14 protein-coding genes are annotated in these 15,047 nt (G+C 64.8%); 6 read left to right on the top strand and 8 right to left on the bottom strand.

Features of this window, described 5'->3' with window-relative positions; all coding sequences use genetic code 11:
- Positions 1-90 precede the first annotated feature (90 nt).
- Together MVA47_RS03115 and MVA47_RS03110 are read left to right on the top strand one after the other, a co-directional pair.
- Complete coding sequence (locus MVA47_RS03115) at positions 91-1,815, top strand: PEP-utilizing enzyme (protein WP_247206633.1); 1,725 nt, start codon at positions 91-93, stop codon at positions 1,813-1,815.
- Positions 1,812-2,828: an NADP-dependent oxidoreductase gene (locus MVA47_RS03110; protein WP_247206632.1), complete on the top strand. Its 1,017-nt coding sequence runs from the start codon at positions 1,812-1,814 to the stop codon at positions 2,826-2,828. The genes MVA47_RS03115 and MVA47_RS03110 overlap by 4 nt, the downstream gene beginning before the upstream one ends.
- Here the strand turns inward: MVA47_RS03110 and MVA47_RS03105 are convergent.
- A complete protein-coding gene (locus tag MVA47_RS03105; RefSeq protein WP_247206631.1) occupies positions 2,815-3,876 on the bottom strand; it encodes an NAD(P)-dependent alcohol dehydrogenase in 1,062 nt (353 codons plus the stop codon). The two genes, MVA47_RS03110 and MVA47_RS03105, sit on opposite strands and share 14 nt — an antisense overlap.
- A gap of 101 nt (positions 3,877-3,977) precedes the next feature.
- On the opposite strand from MVA47_RS03105, the gene MVA47_RS03100 reads away from it, so the two are divergent.
- The gene (locus tag MVA47_RS03100) at positions 3,978-4,553 is read left to right on the top strand and encodes a TetR family transcriptional regulator (protein ID WP_247206630.1); all 576 of its coding nucleotides are present in this window, start codon (positions 3,978-3,980) and stop codon (positions 4,551-4,553) included.
- Here MVA47_RS03100 and MVA47_RS03095 read toward each other — a convergent pair.
- The 7 genes from MVA47_RS03095 to MVA47_RS03065 form a co-directional block, all read right to left on the bottom strand.
- Positions 4,512-4,934 (bottom strand): DUF6114 domain-containing protein, encoded by a 423-nt coding sequence (locus MVA47_RS03095; RefSeq protein WP_281504634.1) that lies wholly within the window; start codon positions 4,932-4,934, stop codon positions 4,512-4,514. The two genes, MVA47_RS03100 and MVA47_RS03095, sit on opposite strands and share 42 nt — an antisense overlap.
- Positions 4,928-5,500 (bottom strand): DUF6230 family protein, encoded by a 573-nt coding sequence (locus MVA47_RS03090; protein ID WP_247206628.1) that lies wholly within the window; start codon positions 5,498-5,500, stop codon positions 4,928-4,930. The genes MVA47_RS03095 and MVA47_RS03090 overlap by 7 nt, the downstream gene beginning before the upstream one ends.
- Before the next feature lie 139 nt (positions 5,501-5,639).
- A complete protein-coding gene (locus MVA47_RS03085; protein WP_247206627.1) occupies positions 5,640-6,434 on the bottom strand; it encodes a maleylpyruvate isomerase family mycothiol-dependent enzyme in 795 nt (264 codons plus the stop codon).
- Positions 6,435-6,524: 90 nt separating this feature from the next.
- Positions 6,525-8,417, bottom strand: a complete 1,893-nt coding sequence (locus MVA47_RS03080) for an HNH endonuclease signature motif containing protein (protein ID WP_247206626.1) — start codon at positions 8,415-8,417, stop codon at positions 6,525-6,527.
- Positions 8,418-8,494: 77 nt separating this feature from the next.
- Positions 8,495-9,139, bottom strand: coding sequence for a histidine phosphatase family protein (locus MVA47_RS03075; protein ID WP_247206625.1), 645 nt, complete (start codon positions 9,137-9,139; stop codon positions 8,495-8,497).
- Positions 9,136-9,735: a histidine phosphatase family protein gene (locus MVA47_RS03070; RefSeq protein ID WP_247206624.1), complete on the bottom strand. Its 600-nt coding sequence runs from the start codon at positions 9,733-9,735 to the stop codon at positions 9,136-9,138. Before MVA47_RS03070 ends, MVA47_RS03075 begins: the two co-directional genes overlap by 4 nt.
- A 46-nt stretch (positions 9,736-9,781) precedes the next feature.
- On the bottom strand, positions 9,782-11,329 hold the full coding sequence (locus MVA47_RS03065) for an AMP-binding protein (protein WP_247206623.1): 1,548 nt from the start codon (positions 11,327-11,329) through the stop codon (positions 9,782-9,784).
- Positions 11,330-11,547: 218 nt separating this feature from the next.
- Between MVA47_RS03065 and MVA47_RS03060 the strand changes: the two genes are divergently transcribed.
- Genes MVA47_RS03060 through MVA47_RS03050 form a run of 3 tightly spaced genes read left to right on the top strand, consistent with a single transcriptional unit; the run spans position 11,548 to position 15,039 of the window.
- Positions 11,548-12,576, top strand: a complete 1,029-nt coding sequence (locus MVA47_RS03060) for a thiamine pyrophosphate-dependent dehydrogenase E1 component subunit alpha (RefSeq protein ID WP_247206622.1) — start codon at positions 11,548-11,550, stop codon at positions 12,574-12,576.
- Positions 12,577-12,595: 19 nt separating this feature from the next.
- Entirely contained in the window at positions 12,596-13,621 is a 1,026-nt protein-coding gene (locus MVA47_RS03055) for an alpha-ketoacid dehydrogenase subunit beta (RefSeq protein WP_281504627.1), read from the top strand.
- A gap of 2 nt (positions 13,622-13,623) precedes the next feature.
- Positions 13,624-15,039, top strand: a complete 1,416-nt coding sequence (locus MVA47_RS03050) for a 2-oxo acid dehydrogenase subunit E2 (RefSeq protein ID WP_247206621.1) — start codon at positions 13,624-13,626, stop codon at positions 15,037-15,039.
- Positions 15,040-15,047 lie beyond the last annotated feature (8 nt).

Raw genomic sequence — 15,047 nt, 5'->3', positions numbered from 1 at the left:
CTTGTATTCGTCTACAGTCTCAGTACAGTGTTACATGTCACACACCGTACTGCATCCAAAATATAGAAACTATCTAAGAGTCGAGATGAGATGACCGAAGAACGTTGGCTGGTCGATACCGATCCCAGCAACCGCCTGCCCGTGTACACCCGGCTGAACGCCAGCGACGTGCTGTCCGATCCGATCACCCCGCTGGGCGCCGATCTCGGATGGATCCAGAACATCTTGCCCGGTTGGAACTTCGGTTACGCCAGCTTGGGCAGCTATTCACTGGCAGAGAAGCCTGATGTGGCCGCGTCATCCGGCATCTTCTACGGCCACCTGTACATCAACCTCTCGATGTCGCGGCTCGTCGGGATCCGCGGTGGACTGCCGGTGGAGTTGGTAGACCAGCTCTGGTACGGCGGCGACCCCGACATCCCCGCCTACGTCGGACATCCGGACGACGAGAACGCAGACGCCAGCCGCCGTCTGGCCGACCGCAATGCCTGGGCGCTCTCTACAGAAACCTTCCCGGAATTGGAGGAAGATCGAACGCTCGCGGACCGACTGCGCACCGAGCGGCCCGATCTCGCGTCGCTGACCCCCGCGGCCCTCGTCGCGCGAGCACGTTCGGTGATGCCGCTGGAGCGGGTCGCCTGGCGTGGCGAGGTGGTGGCCACCAACTGCGCCGCTGTCGGCCCCGCCGTGCTCGGCCAACTGCTGGGTGCCGATCATCAGGACCTCATCGTGACGCTTGTCGGTTCGGCCGGCGACGTCGATTCGGCCCTGCCGTCGTATGCGTTGTGGGAGCTCGGCCGCCTCGTCCGCGCCGACGAGCAGCTGATGGCGGCCTTCGACGGCGGCGTCGCCGGGGTGGGTGCGCGGATCGCCGGCATCGATCCGAAGTTCGACGCGTCGCTCGAGCAGTTCCTCCTCGACTTCGGATACCGAGGACCGAACGAGTGGGACCTCGGTTCGGTCTCCTGGGAGACCAAGCCCGACCTGGTCTTCTCACTGATCGATCGCCTCCGGCTGCAAGACGATTCGGCATCACCCGCCGCCCGGCTGTCGGAACATGCGTCCGCCACCGACGACGCGTTGGCGCGTGCCCGGGCCATCGTGGGTGACGACGCCGAGGCACTCGCGACTCTCGACGCTGCGGTCGCATCGGCCCGGCGGTTCGCAGCGTGGCGTGAACGGGCAAAGACCAACTGCATCAAGGTGTTGCACGAGGCACGTGTCCCGCTGGTCGAGTTGGGTCGACGTCTGCACGCGCAGGGTCATCTCGAGTCGCCCGACCACGTCTTCATGGCAGTCGACGACGAGCTCGACGCCCTGGCCAGCGCGCCGGAGTCGATGACACGAACACTGGCCGGCCGGCACCGGCAATGGCGCGAGCTGTTCGGACTGGAACTGCCGACGTTCCTTGACACCCGGGAGCCGATGCCCCCGTTGTCGGGTCTCAAGCGCAAGGGCGAATCGGTCGTCGAGGGTGTGAAAGTGGGTGACGTGCTGCAGGGTTCGGGTGCTTCTCCGGGCATCACCACCGGGCGCACCCGCGTCATCACCTCGATGGACGCACTCGATACGTTCGAGGTCGGCGAGATCCTCGTCGCGCCGCAGACCGATCCGTCGTGGACTCCGCTCTTCATGGTGTCGGCCGGTGCGATCACCGACGTGGGTGCCATGGGTTCGCACGCCATGATCGTCAGCCGCGAGCTCGGAATCGCCTGCACAGCGGGCGTTCCCGCTGCCACCCGACGGATCCCGGACGGCGCGCTGGTCGAGGTCGATGGCTCCAAGGGCACGGTAACAATCCTGGAGCTGCCGTGAGCAGCGGTGTCATCACCACCACGCGGGCGGTCTTCTTGAAGGAGCGGCCGGCAGACGGGGAGCCCCGTCCAGAGCATTTTGAGGTTCGTGAGACGGCGGTACCCGAGATCTCGGGCGATCAGGTGCTGGTGCAGAACCTGTTCATGAGTGTCGACCCGTCGATGCGGGGCCGTCTGGGGACTTCGGAGATGCACTACACCACCAACTTCCAGGTCGATGCCCCGCTGGACGGCTCGGCGCTGGGTGTGGTGGTTGCCGGGAACAGCCTGATCCCGAACGGGTCGTACGTTCGCCACCGGTTGGGCTGGCGCGAACACGCCGTGGTCGACGCTTCCGCCGCGGCGGTCATCGAACCCCGGGGGGTCGAACTGCACCACTGGCTCGGGGCGCTGGGGCAAACAGGTTTCACCGCTTACGCAGGTTTGGTCCGCGCGGGCGAGTTACGTCCGGGCGACGACGTCTTCGTCTCGGCTGCCGCCGGTGCGGTCGGCAGCACAGCCGGGCAGTTCGCCCGATTGATGGGTGCGCGCACCGTGATCGGCAGCGCGGGAGGCCCGGCGAAAGCGACGAGGCTCACAGAGGATCTCGGCTTCGACGCGGGCATCGACTATCGCAGAGAGCCGGTCGGTTCGGCTCTGGGGGCCGCGGCTCCCGATGGCATCGACCTCTACTTCGACAACGTCGGTGGAGACCATCTTGTCGCCGCACTGTCGTCTCTGAAGGTCGGAGGCCGAGTTGCGTTGTGCGGGATGATCTCCAACGGAGGTCCGGACCGTCCGGCCATCGACGTGTTGATGAACGCCATCCTGAAGCGAATCACCCTGCGTGGCTTCATCGTCCGTGACCACGAAGATCTGAGGGCCGAGTTCGAGGATCGGGTTGTCGGCTGGCTTGCGGCGGGCGAACTGGTCGCCGAATCCACCATCTACGCCGGTCTGGACAACGCCGTGGGCGCTTTCCTGTCGATGCTCGGCGGCGGAAACGTCGGCAAGATGTTGGTCAGCCTCGGCTGAATTCGGCGGTATCGGCCATGTCGAGGACAAATCGGTAACGCACATCGTTGCGAGACAACCGCTCCAATGCCTCGTTCACCTGGCGTGAAGGCAGCACTTCGACATCTGCGGTGATGTTGTACTCACCGCAGAAGTCGAGCAGGTCCTGCGTGTGTCTGCGGCCGCCGCTGCCCGCAGAGGAGAGGCTCTTGCGGCCGATCAGTAGGTCGACGGTGTCAACCGTCATCGGCCCGAGATGCCCCACCACGCAGAGGGTTCCGTCCAGAGCGAGGCAGCGGAGATACGGGGCCGGGTCGTGCTCCACCGGCACGCAGTCGATGATGAGGTCGAGCTTCCCGGTCATCTCCGCCATCGAGGCGGAATCGGTCGAGATCACCACGCGGTGGGCGCCGAGCCGAGAAGCGTCCTCGGCCTTTCCGGTTGACGTCGTGAACACCGTGACCTCGGCGCCGAGCGCATTCGCCAACTTGACGGCCATGTGGCCGAGGCCGCCGGCTCCCACCACACCGACCGACATGCCCGGACCGACAGAGTTGCTGCGCAACGGTTCCCACACCGTGATACCCGCGCACATCAGAGGCGCCACTGCTGCGGGGTCGAGGAGCGAAGGACGGTGGTAGACAAAGCGGTCGCGCACAACGTACTCGGTGGAGTACGCACCCAAGGTTGTCGAACCGTCACGTCGGTCGGTGCCCCCATAGGTCAAGGTCGGATAGTTTCGGCAGAAGTTCTCCTGACCCACCCCGCACATGTCGCAGTCTCCGCACGAGTCGACGATGTTGCCCACCGCAACCCCATCGCCCACTTCGAATGCGGTGACCGCCCCTCCCACCGCGGTGACTGTCCCGACGAACTCGTGACCGGGGACCACGGGGGACGAGTCCCGGTCGGGCGCAGAGTTGCGCACCGCGTGCAGGTCGGTATGACAGACCCCGCAGAACGTGACCTGTACCGCGACATCGTCATCCCTGAGCTCTCGCCTCTCGAAGCGGAAGGGTTCGAGACCTGACGTTGTCGTGCTCGCTCGATAGCCCGTGACTGTTCGCATGTGTCCTCATCTCAATAACCAACCAACCAGTTGGATCCGACAGTAGGCGGTCGCCTGCGTCGTGGCAACCAACGAGTTGGTTTTGGGTAGAGTGGGCGTTCATGGGCGACGCATCAGAGACCAGGCGGCGAATACTGGCTGCGGCCACCGCGGAGTTCGCGGCCTACGGGATCGCCGGCGCCCGGGTCGACCGGATCGCTGCCACCACCCCGATCAACAAGTCGCAGATCTACAGCTACTTCGGTAGCAAGGACAAGTTGTTCGACGCCGTCTTTGCTGCGCGTGTTGATGCCGATGTGGACACCGTGCCGTTTGACGCGGACGATCTCCCGGGGTACGCCGTACGTCTTTACGACATGTATCTCGAGGACCCGTATCTTGTTCGGTTGTTGTCATGGGCAAGGTTGGAGCGCACGCCCACCGGCGCCCTCTTCGCACACCTACCGAACCGTGATGCCGATGTGCTCCAAGCGATCTCGGAAAGCCAGACTCGCGGGATCCTCGTCGACGATGTAGGTGCGGAAGACTTGTGGTCCATGCTTATCGCGCTGGCGAGTACCTGGGCGCAGAATGCCATCGTCTACACCGCAACCGGTGACGACAGCCCGAAGGACCACAACCGACGACGATCGGCCCTACGCGTGGCGGTCGGTCGCGCTTTCTGCCGAGACCGGTGAACGTGGGGCATTAGCCCACGCCAACAACAGGCTCGCACCCACGATGCCCAGCAACGTTCCGATGATGAATCCGCCGAAGTTGGCTGCCGGTAGTGCCACCAGCGCGATGATCATGGCGCTGACACCCGCGGGCAACTTCACGCTCGGACGCAACAACGAAGCCACTCCGCACAGCAACATCAGCGCGCCGAGCAACAGGGTGGATACCCCGGAGATGGTGCTGATGGTGACAAGGACGTCGCCGACGTGGATGGTCGTGTAGGCGGGTAGCAGCAGGCACAGACCTGACAGGATGAGCAAGGTAGCGCCCCAGAACGGTCGTTGTGTCCGCCAGGTTCGGAATCGCGCGCGTCGGGTCTGAGTACTTTCCGTGGTCAGCAAGTCGTGGATCCCTTGTCGACGTCGATGGTGAAGTTCTTCATCGACACCGCGCGGGCGTTCAGGGAGATGACGTCGATGCGGGCTTGCGTCATCGTCGCGTTCGCCGCCGTCTTCCCGGCTGTTATCACGCCCTCGGCCTGACCCGTCGCGGAGACGTCGAGTCCGAGCTGCGCCGGTCCCGCCTTCACGGACCCTCCCACGGAGGAGGCATCGACAACCAGGTTGTCCACGGTTGTGTTGTTGCCCGGAACCCGGATGTACATGGTCACGTCACCGATAAATGGAAGGCCGTGTGCCACAGTCGAGAGGCACACGTCGGTCAGTTGCGCGGACTCCATGCTGATGGCGGCGCTGGGCAGATTTCCCTCGGTGGTGGTGTCCACCTCCCGGGCGAACAGGGTGACGTTCTGTGCGGTGCCCGACGAGATCGTCGCCAGCGACGACTGGCCAGAGATCGACAGGTTCATGGGCAGATCGCCGTTGGCGATACCTCCACCGATGAGTGTTGCGCCGACGAGGCCGACAAAAGTGCACGCAGCGAAGCGGCGTTTCCGGATGGATCCCATGTGCGAGCCCTAAAAGTGGTGGGTGAGTGACAGCAGCGGGGTCAGATCACCGGGCACATGGGCAGAACCCGGTTGATCACGCTCGCTGTACCCATCGTTGCGCACGGGCAAACCGTTTCGGACCCCAGGGGGTCGCACGTCACACGATGTTGACTGTGTCCAGTACGGTCGCAGCGAAATCCGAGTCACCGTCGATGGATACGTGGTCACGCCAGGGTGTGCGAGTTGTGCCCCACATCACAAAAGACGTTGCGGTAGATGCGATCACGGTGTCTGCGTCGGCAATTCCGGTCTCGACGACGAGCAGGTCGGAACCTGGTCGAAGGGTCCACTCGCCGCCGCCCGGGCCGGAAAGACGGACGCCCAGCGGGCGGTCGAGCACCGAACTGACCGGCTTGCACATCTGCGGCAGCCCGTCCCACATCCAGCCGATCGCAGCGCTCAGCACCTCGTTGTCGGCTTCGGCGACCGGGCGAGTGACCGGGCCTTCGGGTGCCAGCAGATCCACGTACATGTGGCACCACATGTCGAACGCAAAGGCGTCCGAAAGTTGGTGGCTCTGATACGTTCCCAGGTCTGTCATGGTCATCGGGGTACTTGCCACACCGTCTTGTTGCATCATTTCCAGCACGCCCATGGCGCCGTCGGCGTTGCTCAGGAACTCGTCGGCGACCTGGATGCTGGTCCAGTCGCGGCGTTGCGCCACGAGTAGTTCCTGCATCTCCTCGGCGGTGGATGGCGTCGGTGCTCCGGGGTCCTCGGCCGGGGGATCCACCATCACCTTGAAGTTCGAACCCGTGTGTGCCACCAGGTCTTTCACTGACCATCCGGCACATCGGCTTGGTGCATCCCACTCGGCGGCCGTGAGGCTGCGGACAACGTCCGCGTACCTTTCGGCGAGTTTCTTGCTCGCGACCAAACCGGCTGTGCTCATGGGGGACTCCCTTGGCGAACGACGCACACGCTGTGACGCGCGTCTCAATATCGACAGTCAACCAACAAACAGGTGGCGTTGTCAAGTAACTCAGAAGGGTGGTGGAGCGAGCTCGTCCGCCCCCTGACTTCGACGGCGGTTTCGTTCCCTCTCCTGTTGACGGCGTGCATGTTTGGCAGCGGTACGCGTCTTCTGTCGGCTGTCCGTGAATGGTGGCGACAGAGACGATGGGTGCCTGCGGGGCACAGGGCCGGCGTCCCAGACGAGACGCGCGAGCACCGGGAACAGGTCTTCGCCGGTCCAGGCTGGGCCGCGATAGGTGCGCCCTTCAGGCGTGGTGAAGACGAGCCGGGTGCGACCGTTGCGCGTGTCCGGGTGCTGGTCGTCGAGCCAGTCTGAATAGGTCTTGAGCAGATGGTGGAAACGGCAGAGGACCTTCATGTGAGCTGGGTGGGTGGTCCCTCCGGCAACTGGATTGTCGTGGTTGTACTCGTGCGTGTGGTCGAGGTCGGCACCCCAGGCCTTGCGGTCGCAGCCAGGCCACGTGCAATAGCAGTCGCGGATGCGTATGTAGCTGTCTGCGACTGCGGATGGCCTGTACGAGTCGCCTGGTTGTACGACAGGCAGTGGAACGGCCTGCACATAAGGCGGTTCGACGGCGTCCGGCGTACCTCCGACGTCGACGCTCGGAATGCTGTGTGGCGCCCGGCGATACAACGTCCGCGGGGTGAGGTCATCTGCAGATGCGGGAGATTGTGGTGCCGAGCGGGGAGGGGGCATGGCTGATCCCGCAGACGACTCGCCATCGGCCTCGCGTGGCACAGCGTCCGTGCGTTCGGGCACGAATGCGTTCGGGACTGCGTGCTTGTCGGCCATCAAATCGGGAGTTTCGCGGTCGCGACCCAACCAGGTGTCGTCGTCAAGACGAGGATCGTCGACATCCTGATTGTGAGCGACATCGGCCGATGCTTCTGCCTGATCGACCTCCCGGTACTCGTTCCCCATAGGACGTGCGACGATTTCAGGTCTGGTGGCGATGTCGCGTACATGGTCCCCACTGATCACTCCATGTCCGGCGAGGTATCCGGGGCTGTCTGCGCTGCCGTCGACGGTTGCTTGATCAGCGATCACGTGAAGAATGATCTTCACGTCGATCCCAGAAGCCACCGCCTCGTGGGTCGGGACCGTACGAATGTTGGCTGTGCAGGGGTGCTTCGGGTCGTTGGGGCACTGGCAGTAGAACTCGCGGGCCATCACCACTGCGAACAGAGCGTCGGCCATCCGGTCGGACTTGCGCCGTGGATCGGCCTTGCAGACCGACATCGCCAGCTTCTCGAGGCGCGCCATGATCATGGCGGTCTCTTCGGCGCTCGCGACCGCGTCGATGGCGGACATTCCGTGCTCGATGTTGTTCGACCACACGCCGCGCTTGTTCTTCGCGTCTTCCCGATCGTGCCGGACGAGGTCAGGGTCACGGCGAAATATCGTGGCGTCGACCATGTCTCGCATGCGGTTCTTCGACCACGATCCGGGTCGTTGCAGGTGGCCGGCTATCTCGTGGTCGATGCCGGCCATGAACGCTGACCCGTCGATCAGGTCGGTCCTCGAGACGATCGTCGCGATGTGATGCGCTGCAACCCGTCCTTGCCGCAGTTGTTCGTTGACTGCCGGTAGCCGGTCTCGCAGAGCCAATGCTCGCGACAGGTGGTGCTCGGCACCCTGCTGTGTGATCTGCTGCGCAGCTGCCAAGCGAGCCGCGCAGACGGCGAATGGGTCGAGCGCCCTCAGCGCAACCGCCGTGTCCTCATGTGGCTCGACGAGTTGCCGATGCATCTGTGCGGCAGCGTCGTAACGCGCCCACTCCAAGTAGGCCTGGCCTGCAACCGCTGCCTCGGCGTTACGCAGCAGCTCATTGGGCCGCAACACCGCCGCGGCCACGATTCCGGTTGCCCGTTCTTGCTCTGATTTTGTCCCCCCGAACATGTGTTCGAGTGTATCGGAGGGGTCTGACAATCCCCGCCGAGTTGGGCTCGCCGGAGTTCTCAGGCGCAGCTGACCTGCTAAACCCGCAGGTGCGCGGTCTCATTCACGGATTGGATGACAAACCTGCCCGACCGCAGCACCGCGACGCGGGTCATCGAGGTGTAGCCGGGGTTGAAGAAGAACGGTGAAGGGGCCTGCAGGATGTCGGTCAGCAGAGTGTTGATCACGCCGCCGTGGGACACGATGACGGTCAGCTGGCCTGGTGCCCGCTCTGCTGCCTCGGTCACCGCCGCTCGCATGCGGGCCGCTGTCGCGACTTTGTCGTAGTCGGGGATGAACTCGTCATATCGGCCCTCCGCGAAGGCTTTCCCCCGTGGCGTGGCCGCGATGGCCTCGGGCGTGGCGTATGTGGTGCGATCGCTGTCCCATTCGCGAAGCCGCTTGTCCACGTGCACTTCCAGTGCGTGCGGCTGCGCTGCCAGCAGTGCGGTTTCGTGTGCTCGGGCGTAGTGGCTGGAGACGAACTGGGCCACCGGCTCCGCCCTCAGCCATTCGGCGAGACGCCGGGCTTGGGCGACACCCTCGGCGCCCAGTGAGGGGTCGGCCACCGCGGGGCCTCCGGGTAGTCCATGGCGGACCAGGATGATCTGGCTGGCTGTGGCGATGGTGTCGGGGGCGGTGGTGTCTGCGGCGGCGGTGACCGTGTTGTCGACCTGTGTCATGGGTTCACCGTGCCACGCAGGTGGGCGGTGTCGTTGATGGCATCAACAACGGTGACACCGGAATCGAGTCGGCGCAGCCGGGCCACGGAGGTGTAGGCGGGGTTGTGCCAGAACGTCTTCGACATCTCCAGTACGTCCGCGATCGCTGCGTTGAGGATGCCGCCGTGGGCGACCACCACAACCCGTCCCGATCCATAATGGTCGATCACCTGCTCCATCGCACTCCTGGCGCGGGCACGGAACTTCGGCAGATCGAGTTGCGGCACATAGTCTTCGAACCGGCCGGCCGCCACGGCGAGTAGCCGGGGATCGTCCGGTTCCATGTCTTCGAGGGCGACATAGTCTTCAGGGCTGATGTCGTCGTCCCACTCACGAAGATCCTCGAGGACAAGGTCCACCTCGCGGCCCAACCCGGCTGCGATGGTGTCAGCGGTTTCACGCGCGCGGGCCAGAGGACTGGAGACGATCGCATCGACCGTCTCGTGTCGCAACCATTCGGCGAGTTTGCCGGCATCGGCGATCTCCTCGGGCGCCAGGACGGGATCACGAACCCCCGACACGGGTTGGCCATGCCGGACGAACAGGATCTCGATCATCGGTGCCTTTCGAAGAGCATCAAGGTCGTACGGAGGAACAGGTGACTCAGCCCGCTATCGTGCGGCCGGTGGCCCAATAGGGGGCGCGCAGGGCCTTCTTGTCGAGTTTGCCCATCGCGTTTCGTGCCAGCTCGTCGACGACCACGTATTTTTTGGGGCACTTGTACGAGGCCATCGACTCCTTGGCGAACGCGGCGAGGGCCTCGACGTCCAGCGAAATACCCTGTACGGGAACAACAAGCGCAAGGAGCGCCTCGCCGAGATCACCGTCCGGCACACCGATCACGGCGACCTCGGCGACGTCCGGATGGGTCAGCAGCACTCGCTCACTCTCGGCCGGGTACAGGTTCACTCCGCCGGACACCACCATGTCGGCCACCCGGTCGGTGATGAAGACGTACCCGTCGTCGTCCACGTAGCCGACGTCCCCAAGCGTCGCGACCCCGGGCAAAATGTAAGCGGCAGCAGTCTTTTCAGGGTCAGCGTGGTAGACCACACCGCGTTCGGGTGGGGTACGAAATCCCAGTACGCCGACGGTGCCGCGCTCGAGTTCGGTGCCCTCGTCGCCCACGACAACAGCTTCGAACGGCGGCACGGCCCGGCCGACGGAGCGTGGATGCTCCAGCCATTCCGCCGAGTCGATCTTGCACACTGTCCCGATCTCGCTGCCGCCGTACGACTCGATGAGTACTGGCCCGAACCAGTCGATCATCGCGCGCTTCACGTCAGGTGGACAGGCCGAACCCGTATGCGCCACATACTGCAAGCTCGAGACGTCGTACCGATCTCGCACGGCTTCGGGCAAGGCCAGCAGGCGCTGGAAGTGTGTGGGCACCATCAACGTGGAGGTGACCCGATGGGTCTCGATCAACTCCAAGGTCCGCTCGGGATCGAAACGGCCGAGGATCACCACCGGTTGGCCGGAGAGCAGATGGCGAATCGACGTCAACGGTCCGTTGTGTTGCAAGGGCCCGACCACCAGATGGGTGCCCGTCGGGTATCCCGATCGGCCTGCGACTGCCGACGCGAAGTCGGCGGCGTTCGCCGCGGGCGCGGGCAGCCAGTGCACCTCGGTTCCGCGAGCACGCCCGGTTGTGCCCGATGTGTAGACCAACGGGGGCCGGGCGGGTCGCTGATCGGGAGCGGTTGTGGCGCCCGAGGTGGTGGGAGAGTCCAGAAAGTCAGCCCAGGTGACAACGCCGTCAGCGGCGGGTGCGTTGTGTGCGATCACGGCGCGCAAGTTCGCCTTGCCGGCGGCTTCGGTCGCCGATTGCAAGCCGAGAGGTCCGGTGACCACCGCGACGGATCCGGAGTCGATCAACTGGTCGGCCATCTCACCCGCCTTGAGCTGGCGGGATACCGCCACCGGCCCTACGCCGCGGCCGATGGCTGCGGCGTGCGCGAGCAGGGTTTCCACGTTGTTCTCGCCGATCACCGCAATGCGCTCGTCAGGATCGCCGGCCACACCGATGAGCCGCTCGCCGAGGGACTCGAGAATGCCCAGAACCTCGTGCCATGTCGTGATGGTGCGGTCGTCCACCAGGGCTGTGCCGGTGGGATCGGTCATCGCCCGATCGCGGATTCGGTCGAGCATCGACTCAGTCCTTCCAATACGTCCGTGTAGGCGCCCATCGTGCGATTTACTGGATACCAAGTCAAGTAAGACGCTGGGCCGGGGATCTGCTGCAGTAACTTTATAGTGATTCTACTTACATTCGGCTACAGTAGTGGTCGATACTGCAGAAGAAGTAAACAAAGTCGCCCCCGGCGTCCATGACTGCAAGGTTCGAAACGAGAGAAGAGGTGCTCGTGGTGACTTCGACCGCGACCAACGCAACCCGCGAGGCCATTGAGCCCGTCGGATCCAATGACCCCACCCCGAGCAAAGAAGTGCTGCTCGACCTGCACCGCCGTATGGTCCGGATTCGGCAGTTCGAGACCGAGGCGGGTCGCCTCATGGAGGGCGGCAAGCTTCCAGGCTTCCTGCATCTGTACGTCGGCCAGGAAGCGGTGGCCGCCGGCGCCATGAGCAATCTGCGTGACACCGATCAGATCTCCTCGACCCACCGCGGGCACGGTCACGCCGTGGCCAAGGGCGCGCAGTTCCGGCAGATGTTCGCCGAACTGTTCGGCCGGGTCGACGGCTACTGCAAGGGCCGCGGCGGCTCGATGCACATCAACGACCTCTCCATCGGCATGCTCGGCGCCAACGGCATTGTCGGAGGCGGAATCCCGATCGCCGTCGGGGCTGCGTTCGCGGCCAAGTACCGCGGCGAGGACACCGTTGCCATCCCGTTCTTCGGTGACGGTGCAAGCAACATCGGCGCCTTCCATGAAGCGGCCAACATGGCCGGGATCCTGAACCTCCCGGTGGTGTTCGTCTGCGAGAACAACGGCTACGCGGAGTTCACCGCACTGCGCGACCACATGAAGCTCGAGAACGTGGCCGACCGCGCACCCGCGTACGGTTTCCCCAGCGAGATCTGCGACGGCATGGATGCCATCGCCGTGCGTGCCGCGGTGGGTCGCGCCGTTGAACGAGCTCGAAATGGCGGCGGTCCGACGCTGGTCGAGGCCAAGACGTATCGGTACTACGACCACCAGGGTGTCAAGGGCCTGCGCAAAACCTACCGGACCGTCGAAGAGGTCGAGGCCTGGAAAGAACGGGACGCCATCAAGCTGCTCGAGGCCCGCGCGGTCTCCGAAGGTGTTGTCACCGAGGCCGAGTTCGCACAGATCTGGGCCGAGGTGGACGCCGACATCGCCGAATCCGTGAAGTTCGCCGAGAACAGCCCATTCCCGGACCTGGCCGACTTCGCCCTGAACGTCTACAGCGACTGAACCCGAGAAGGCTGAACACATGTCTACTGCAACAGAATTGACGGCGACCGAGACGTCTCCGGCCGCGCGTCAGACAACCTACGTCAAGGCCTACAACGAGGCCATCGCGCAGATCATGCGCGAAGACGAGGACGTCTTTGTCATCGGCGAGGACGTCGCGGCATACGGCGGCGTCTTCCACATGTACGACGGCTTGCTCGCCGAGTTCGGTGACCGGCGGATGGTCGACACCCCCATCGCGGAGATGGGCCTCATCGGGCTCGGCGTCGGCGCCGCTGCGCGGGGTCTCCGTCCCATCGTCGACATCATGTTCATGGACTTCCTCGCGGTTGCGCTCGACCAGGTGGTGAACCAGGCAGCCAAGATGAAGTTCATGTACGGCGGCGAGGTCAAAGTTCCCATGGTGATCGCGGTGGCCTACGGCGCCGGTGTGAGCGCGGGCGCGCAGCACTCGCAGAGTCTTGAGAGCTGGCTGGCGCACACCCCGGGTCTGAAGGTGGTCATGCCGTCCAACGCGTACGACGCCAAGGGCCTCATGGTGTCTGCGGTGCGCGACGACAACCCCGTGGTCTTCATGCTGAACAAGGTGCTTCTCGGCGCACGCGGCGAGGTACCCGAAGAGATCTACGAGATCCCGCTCGGCGAGGCCGCCATACCGCGCGAAGGTGACGACGTCACCATCGTCGCGTTCGGCCGAATGGTGGCCGAAGCACTCAAGGCAGCCGACATCCTCGAGCAGTCCGGTGTTTCCGTGGAGGTGGTCGACCCCCGATCGGTCCAGCCGCTCGACACCGCCACCATCGTGAAGTCCGCATCCAAGACGAACCGCATCCTGGTGGTCCACGAGGCAGTGACCTTTGGTGGGATCGGTGCGGAAGTGGCCGCCCAGATCCAGGAAGAGGCATTCGACTACCTCGATGCCCCGGTCCTGCGCATCGGGGCGCCGTTCACGCCGGTGCCGTTCAGCACCCCGCTCGAAAAGGCGTATGTCCCAGACGCGGACCGCATCGTCGCAGGCGCACGCCGACTGCTCGAAAGGAACTGACCGTGGCTCAGCAGATCGTGCTGCCGAAGTTGGGGCTCACGATGCAGGAGGGCGTCATCGGTGAGTGGCTGGCCGGCGAAGGCCAGCACATCGCGGTGGGCGACCTGTTGCTGCGGCTCGAGACCGACAAGGTCGAGGTGGACGTGGAGGCCGAGGCCGAGGGCATCCTCGCCACCGGCGCATCGGCCGGCGACGTACTGCCGGTCGGGGCGGTGATCGGCTGGCTCCTGGGCGAGGGCGAGTCGGCGCCCGACGGCACGGCTGCTGTCGCGCAACAAGAACCAGTCGCTGAAACGCATACCGCTCCTGCCTCGGTGGTCGTGGGCGGCCCCGACGACGGAGGACGTATCAAGTCCTCACCGAACGCGCGACGAGTCGCCGGTGCGGCGAACGTGGACCTCACGACCATCCGTGGCACGGGGCCCGGCGGTCGGATCGTGTCCGAGGATGTCGAGGAACATCTCGCCGCATTTCCCGCCAAGGCACCCGAACCGACCGCAGCGGTTCCGGCCGCAGGCAAGGCCGTCCAGACCGGCGGCGCCGCGGACCAATTCGTCGGCCCACTCGTGCGGCGGAAAGCGGATGAACTGGGCGTCGATCTCGCGCAGGTCGTGGGATCGGGCACCGGAGGCCGCATCACCAAGGCAGATGTCGAGGCGGCAGCGGGCACGGTGGCAGCTCCGGCGGCCCTCGGTGGCGGCTCGCCGACAACGGGTCCCCAAGCGGGTGCGGTGATTCCGTTGACAGGCATGCGAGGTGCCATCGCACGCAACATGATCGACAGCCTGCAGACGATGGCGCAGTTGACCCATGGCTACGAGGTGGACGTCACCGCATTGGTAGATGTCCGCGAGCAGCTCAAGGCCGAGGCAGCGCAGTCCGATTCAAAGGCGCCCAGTCTCAACGACTTCGTCGTCAAGGCAGCGGCTCTCGCGCTGCGTGAGCACCCGCTGCTCAACGCGGGCATCGCGGACGACAAGATCACGCTGTTCGAGGAGATCAACGTCGGTGTGGCGGTTGCGGTAGACGGCGGTCTGATCGTGCCCGTGGTGCGCGACGCAGACAGTCTCTCGGTGGCCGAGGTCGCCGACCGCACTCGAACGCTTGCGTCCGGGGCGCGGACCGGCAAACTGGGCCTGTCGGACATGGAGGGCGCGACGTTCTCGGTGAGCACGCTCGGCGCGTACGGTGTCGATTTCTTCACCCCCGTCATCAACCCGGGCAACGTCGCGATCCTGGGCGTCGGCCGAGTGAAAGACGGCTTCCGTTGGGAGGGTGAGACTCCGGTCCGCACGCAGGTGTTGACGTTGAGCTTGACCTTCGACCACCGCGCCGTCGACGGGGCGCCGGCCGCCGAGTACCTGAAGACGCTGAGTGCAATCCTGGGCCGGCCCCTGTCGCTGTTGGCCGGGCGTTAGTCGGGGCT

Source organism: Williamsia sp. DF01-3, assembly GCF_023051145.1.
GTDB lineage: Bacteria > Actinomycetota > Actinomycetes > Mycobacteriales > Mycobacteriaceae > Williamsia.
The sequence above is the reverse complement of the archived record's forward strand: the minus strand, read 5'-3'. Positions and strand labels throughout refer to the sequence as shown.

What these genes read in the sequence shown, in the direction of transcription:
- MVA47_RS03100 (WP_247206630.1), top strand. Translation starts at nt 3,978, where the DNA reads ATGGGCGACGCATCAGAGACCAGGCGGCGAATACTGGCTGCGGCCACC.
- MVA47_RS03055 (WP_281504627.1), top strand. Translation starts at nt 12,596, where the DNA reads ATGTCTACTGCAACAGAATTGACGGCGACCGAGACGTCTCCGGCCGCG.
- MVA47_RS03115 (WP_247206633.1), top strand. Translation starts at nt 91, where the DNA reads ATGACCGAAGAACGTTGGCTGGTCGATACCGATCCCAGCAACCGCCTG.
- MVA47_RS03070 (WP_247206624.1), bottom strand. Translation starts at nt 9,735, where the DNA reads ATGATCGAGATCCTGTTCGTCCGGCATGGCCAACCCGTGTCGGGGGTT.
- MVA47_RS03090 (WP_247206628.1), bottom strand. Translation starts at nt 5,500, where the DNA reads ATGGGATCCATCCGGAAACGCCGCTTCGCTGCGTGCACTTTTGTCGGC.
- MVA47_RS03080 (WP_247206626.1), bottom strand. Translation starts at nt 8,417, where the DNA reads ATGTTCGGGGGGACAAAATCAGAGCAAGAACGGGCAACCGGAATCGTG.
- MVA47_RS03075 (WP_247206625.1), bottom strand. Translation starts at nt 9,139, where the DNA reads ATGACACAGGTCGACAACACGGTCACCGCCGCCGCAGACACCACCGCC.
- MVA47_RS03105 (WP_247206631.1), bottom strand. Translation starts at nt 3,876, where the DNA reads ATGCGAACAGTCACGGGCTATCGAGCGAGCACGACAACGTCAGGTCTC.
- MVA47_RS03065 (WP_247206623.1), bottom strand. Translation starts at nt 11,329, where the DNA reads ATGCTCGACCGAATCCGCGATCGGGCGATGACCGATCCCACCGGCACA.
- MVA47_RS03085 (WP_247206627.1), bottom strand. Translation starts at nt 6,434, where the DNA reads ATGAGCACAGCCGGTTTGGTCGCGAGCAAGAAACTCGCCGAAAGGTAC.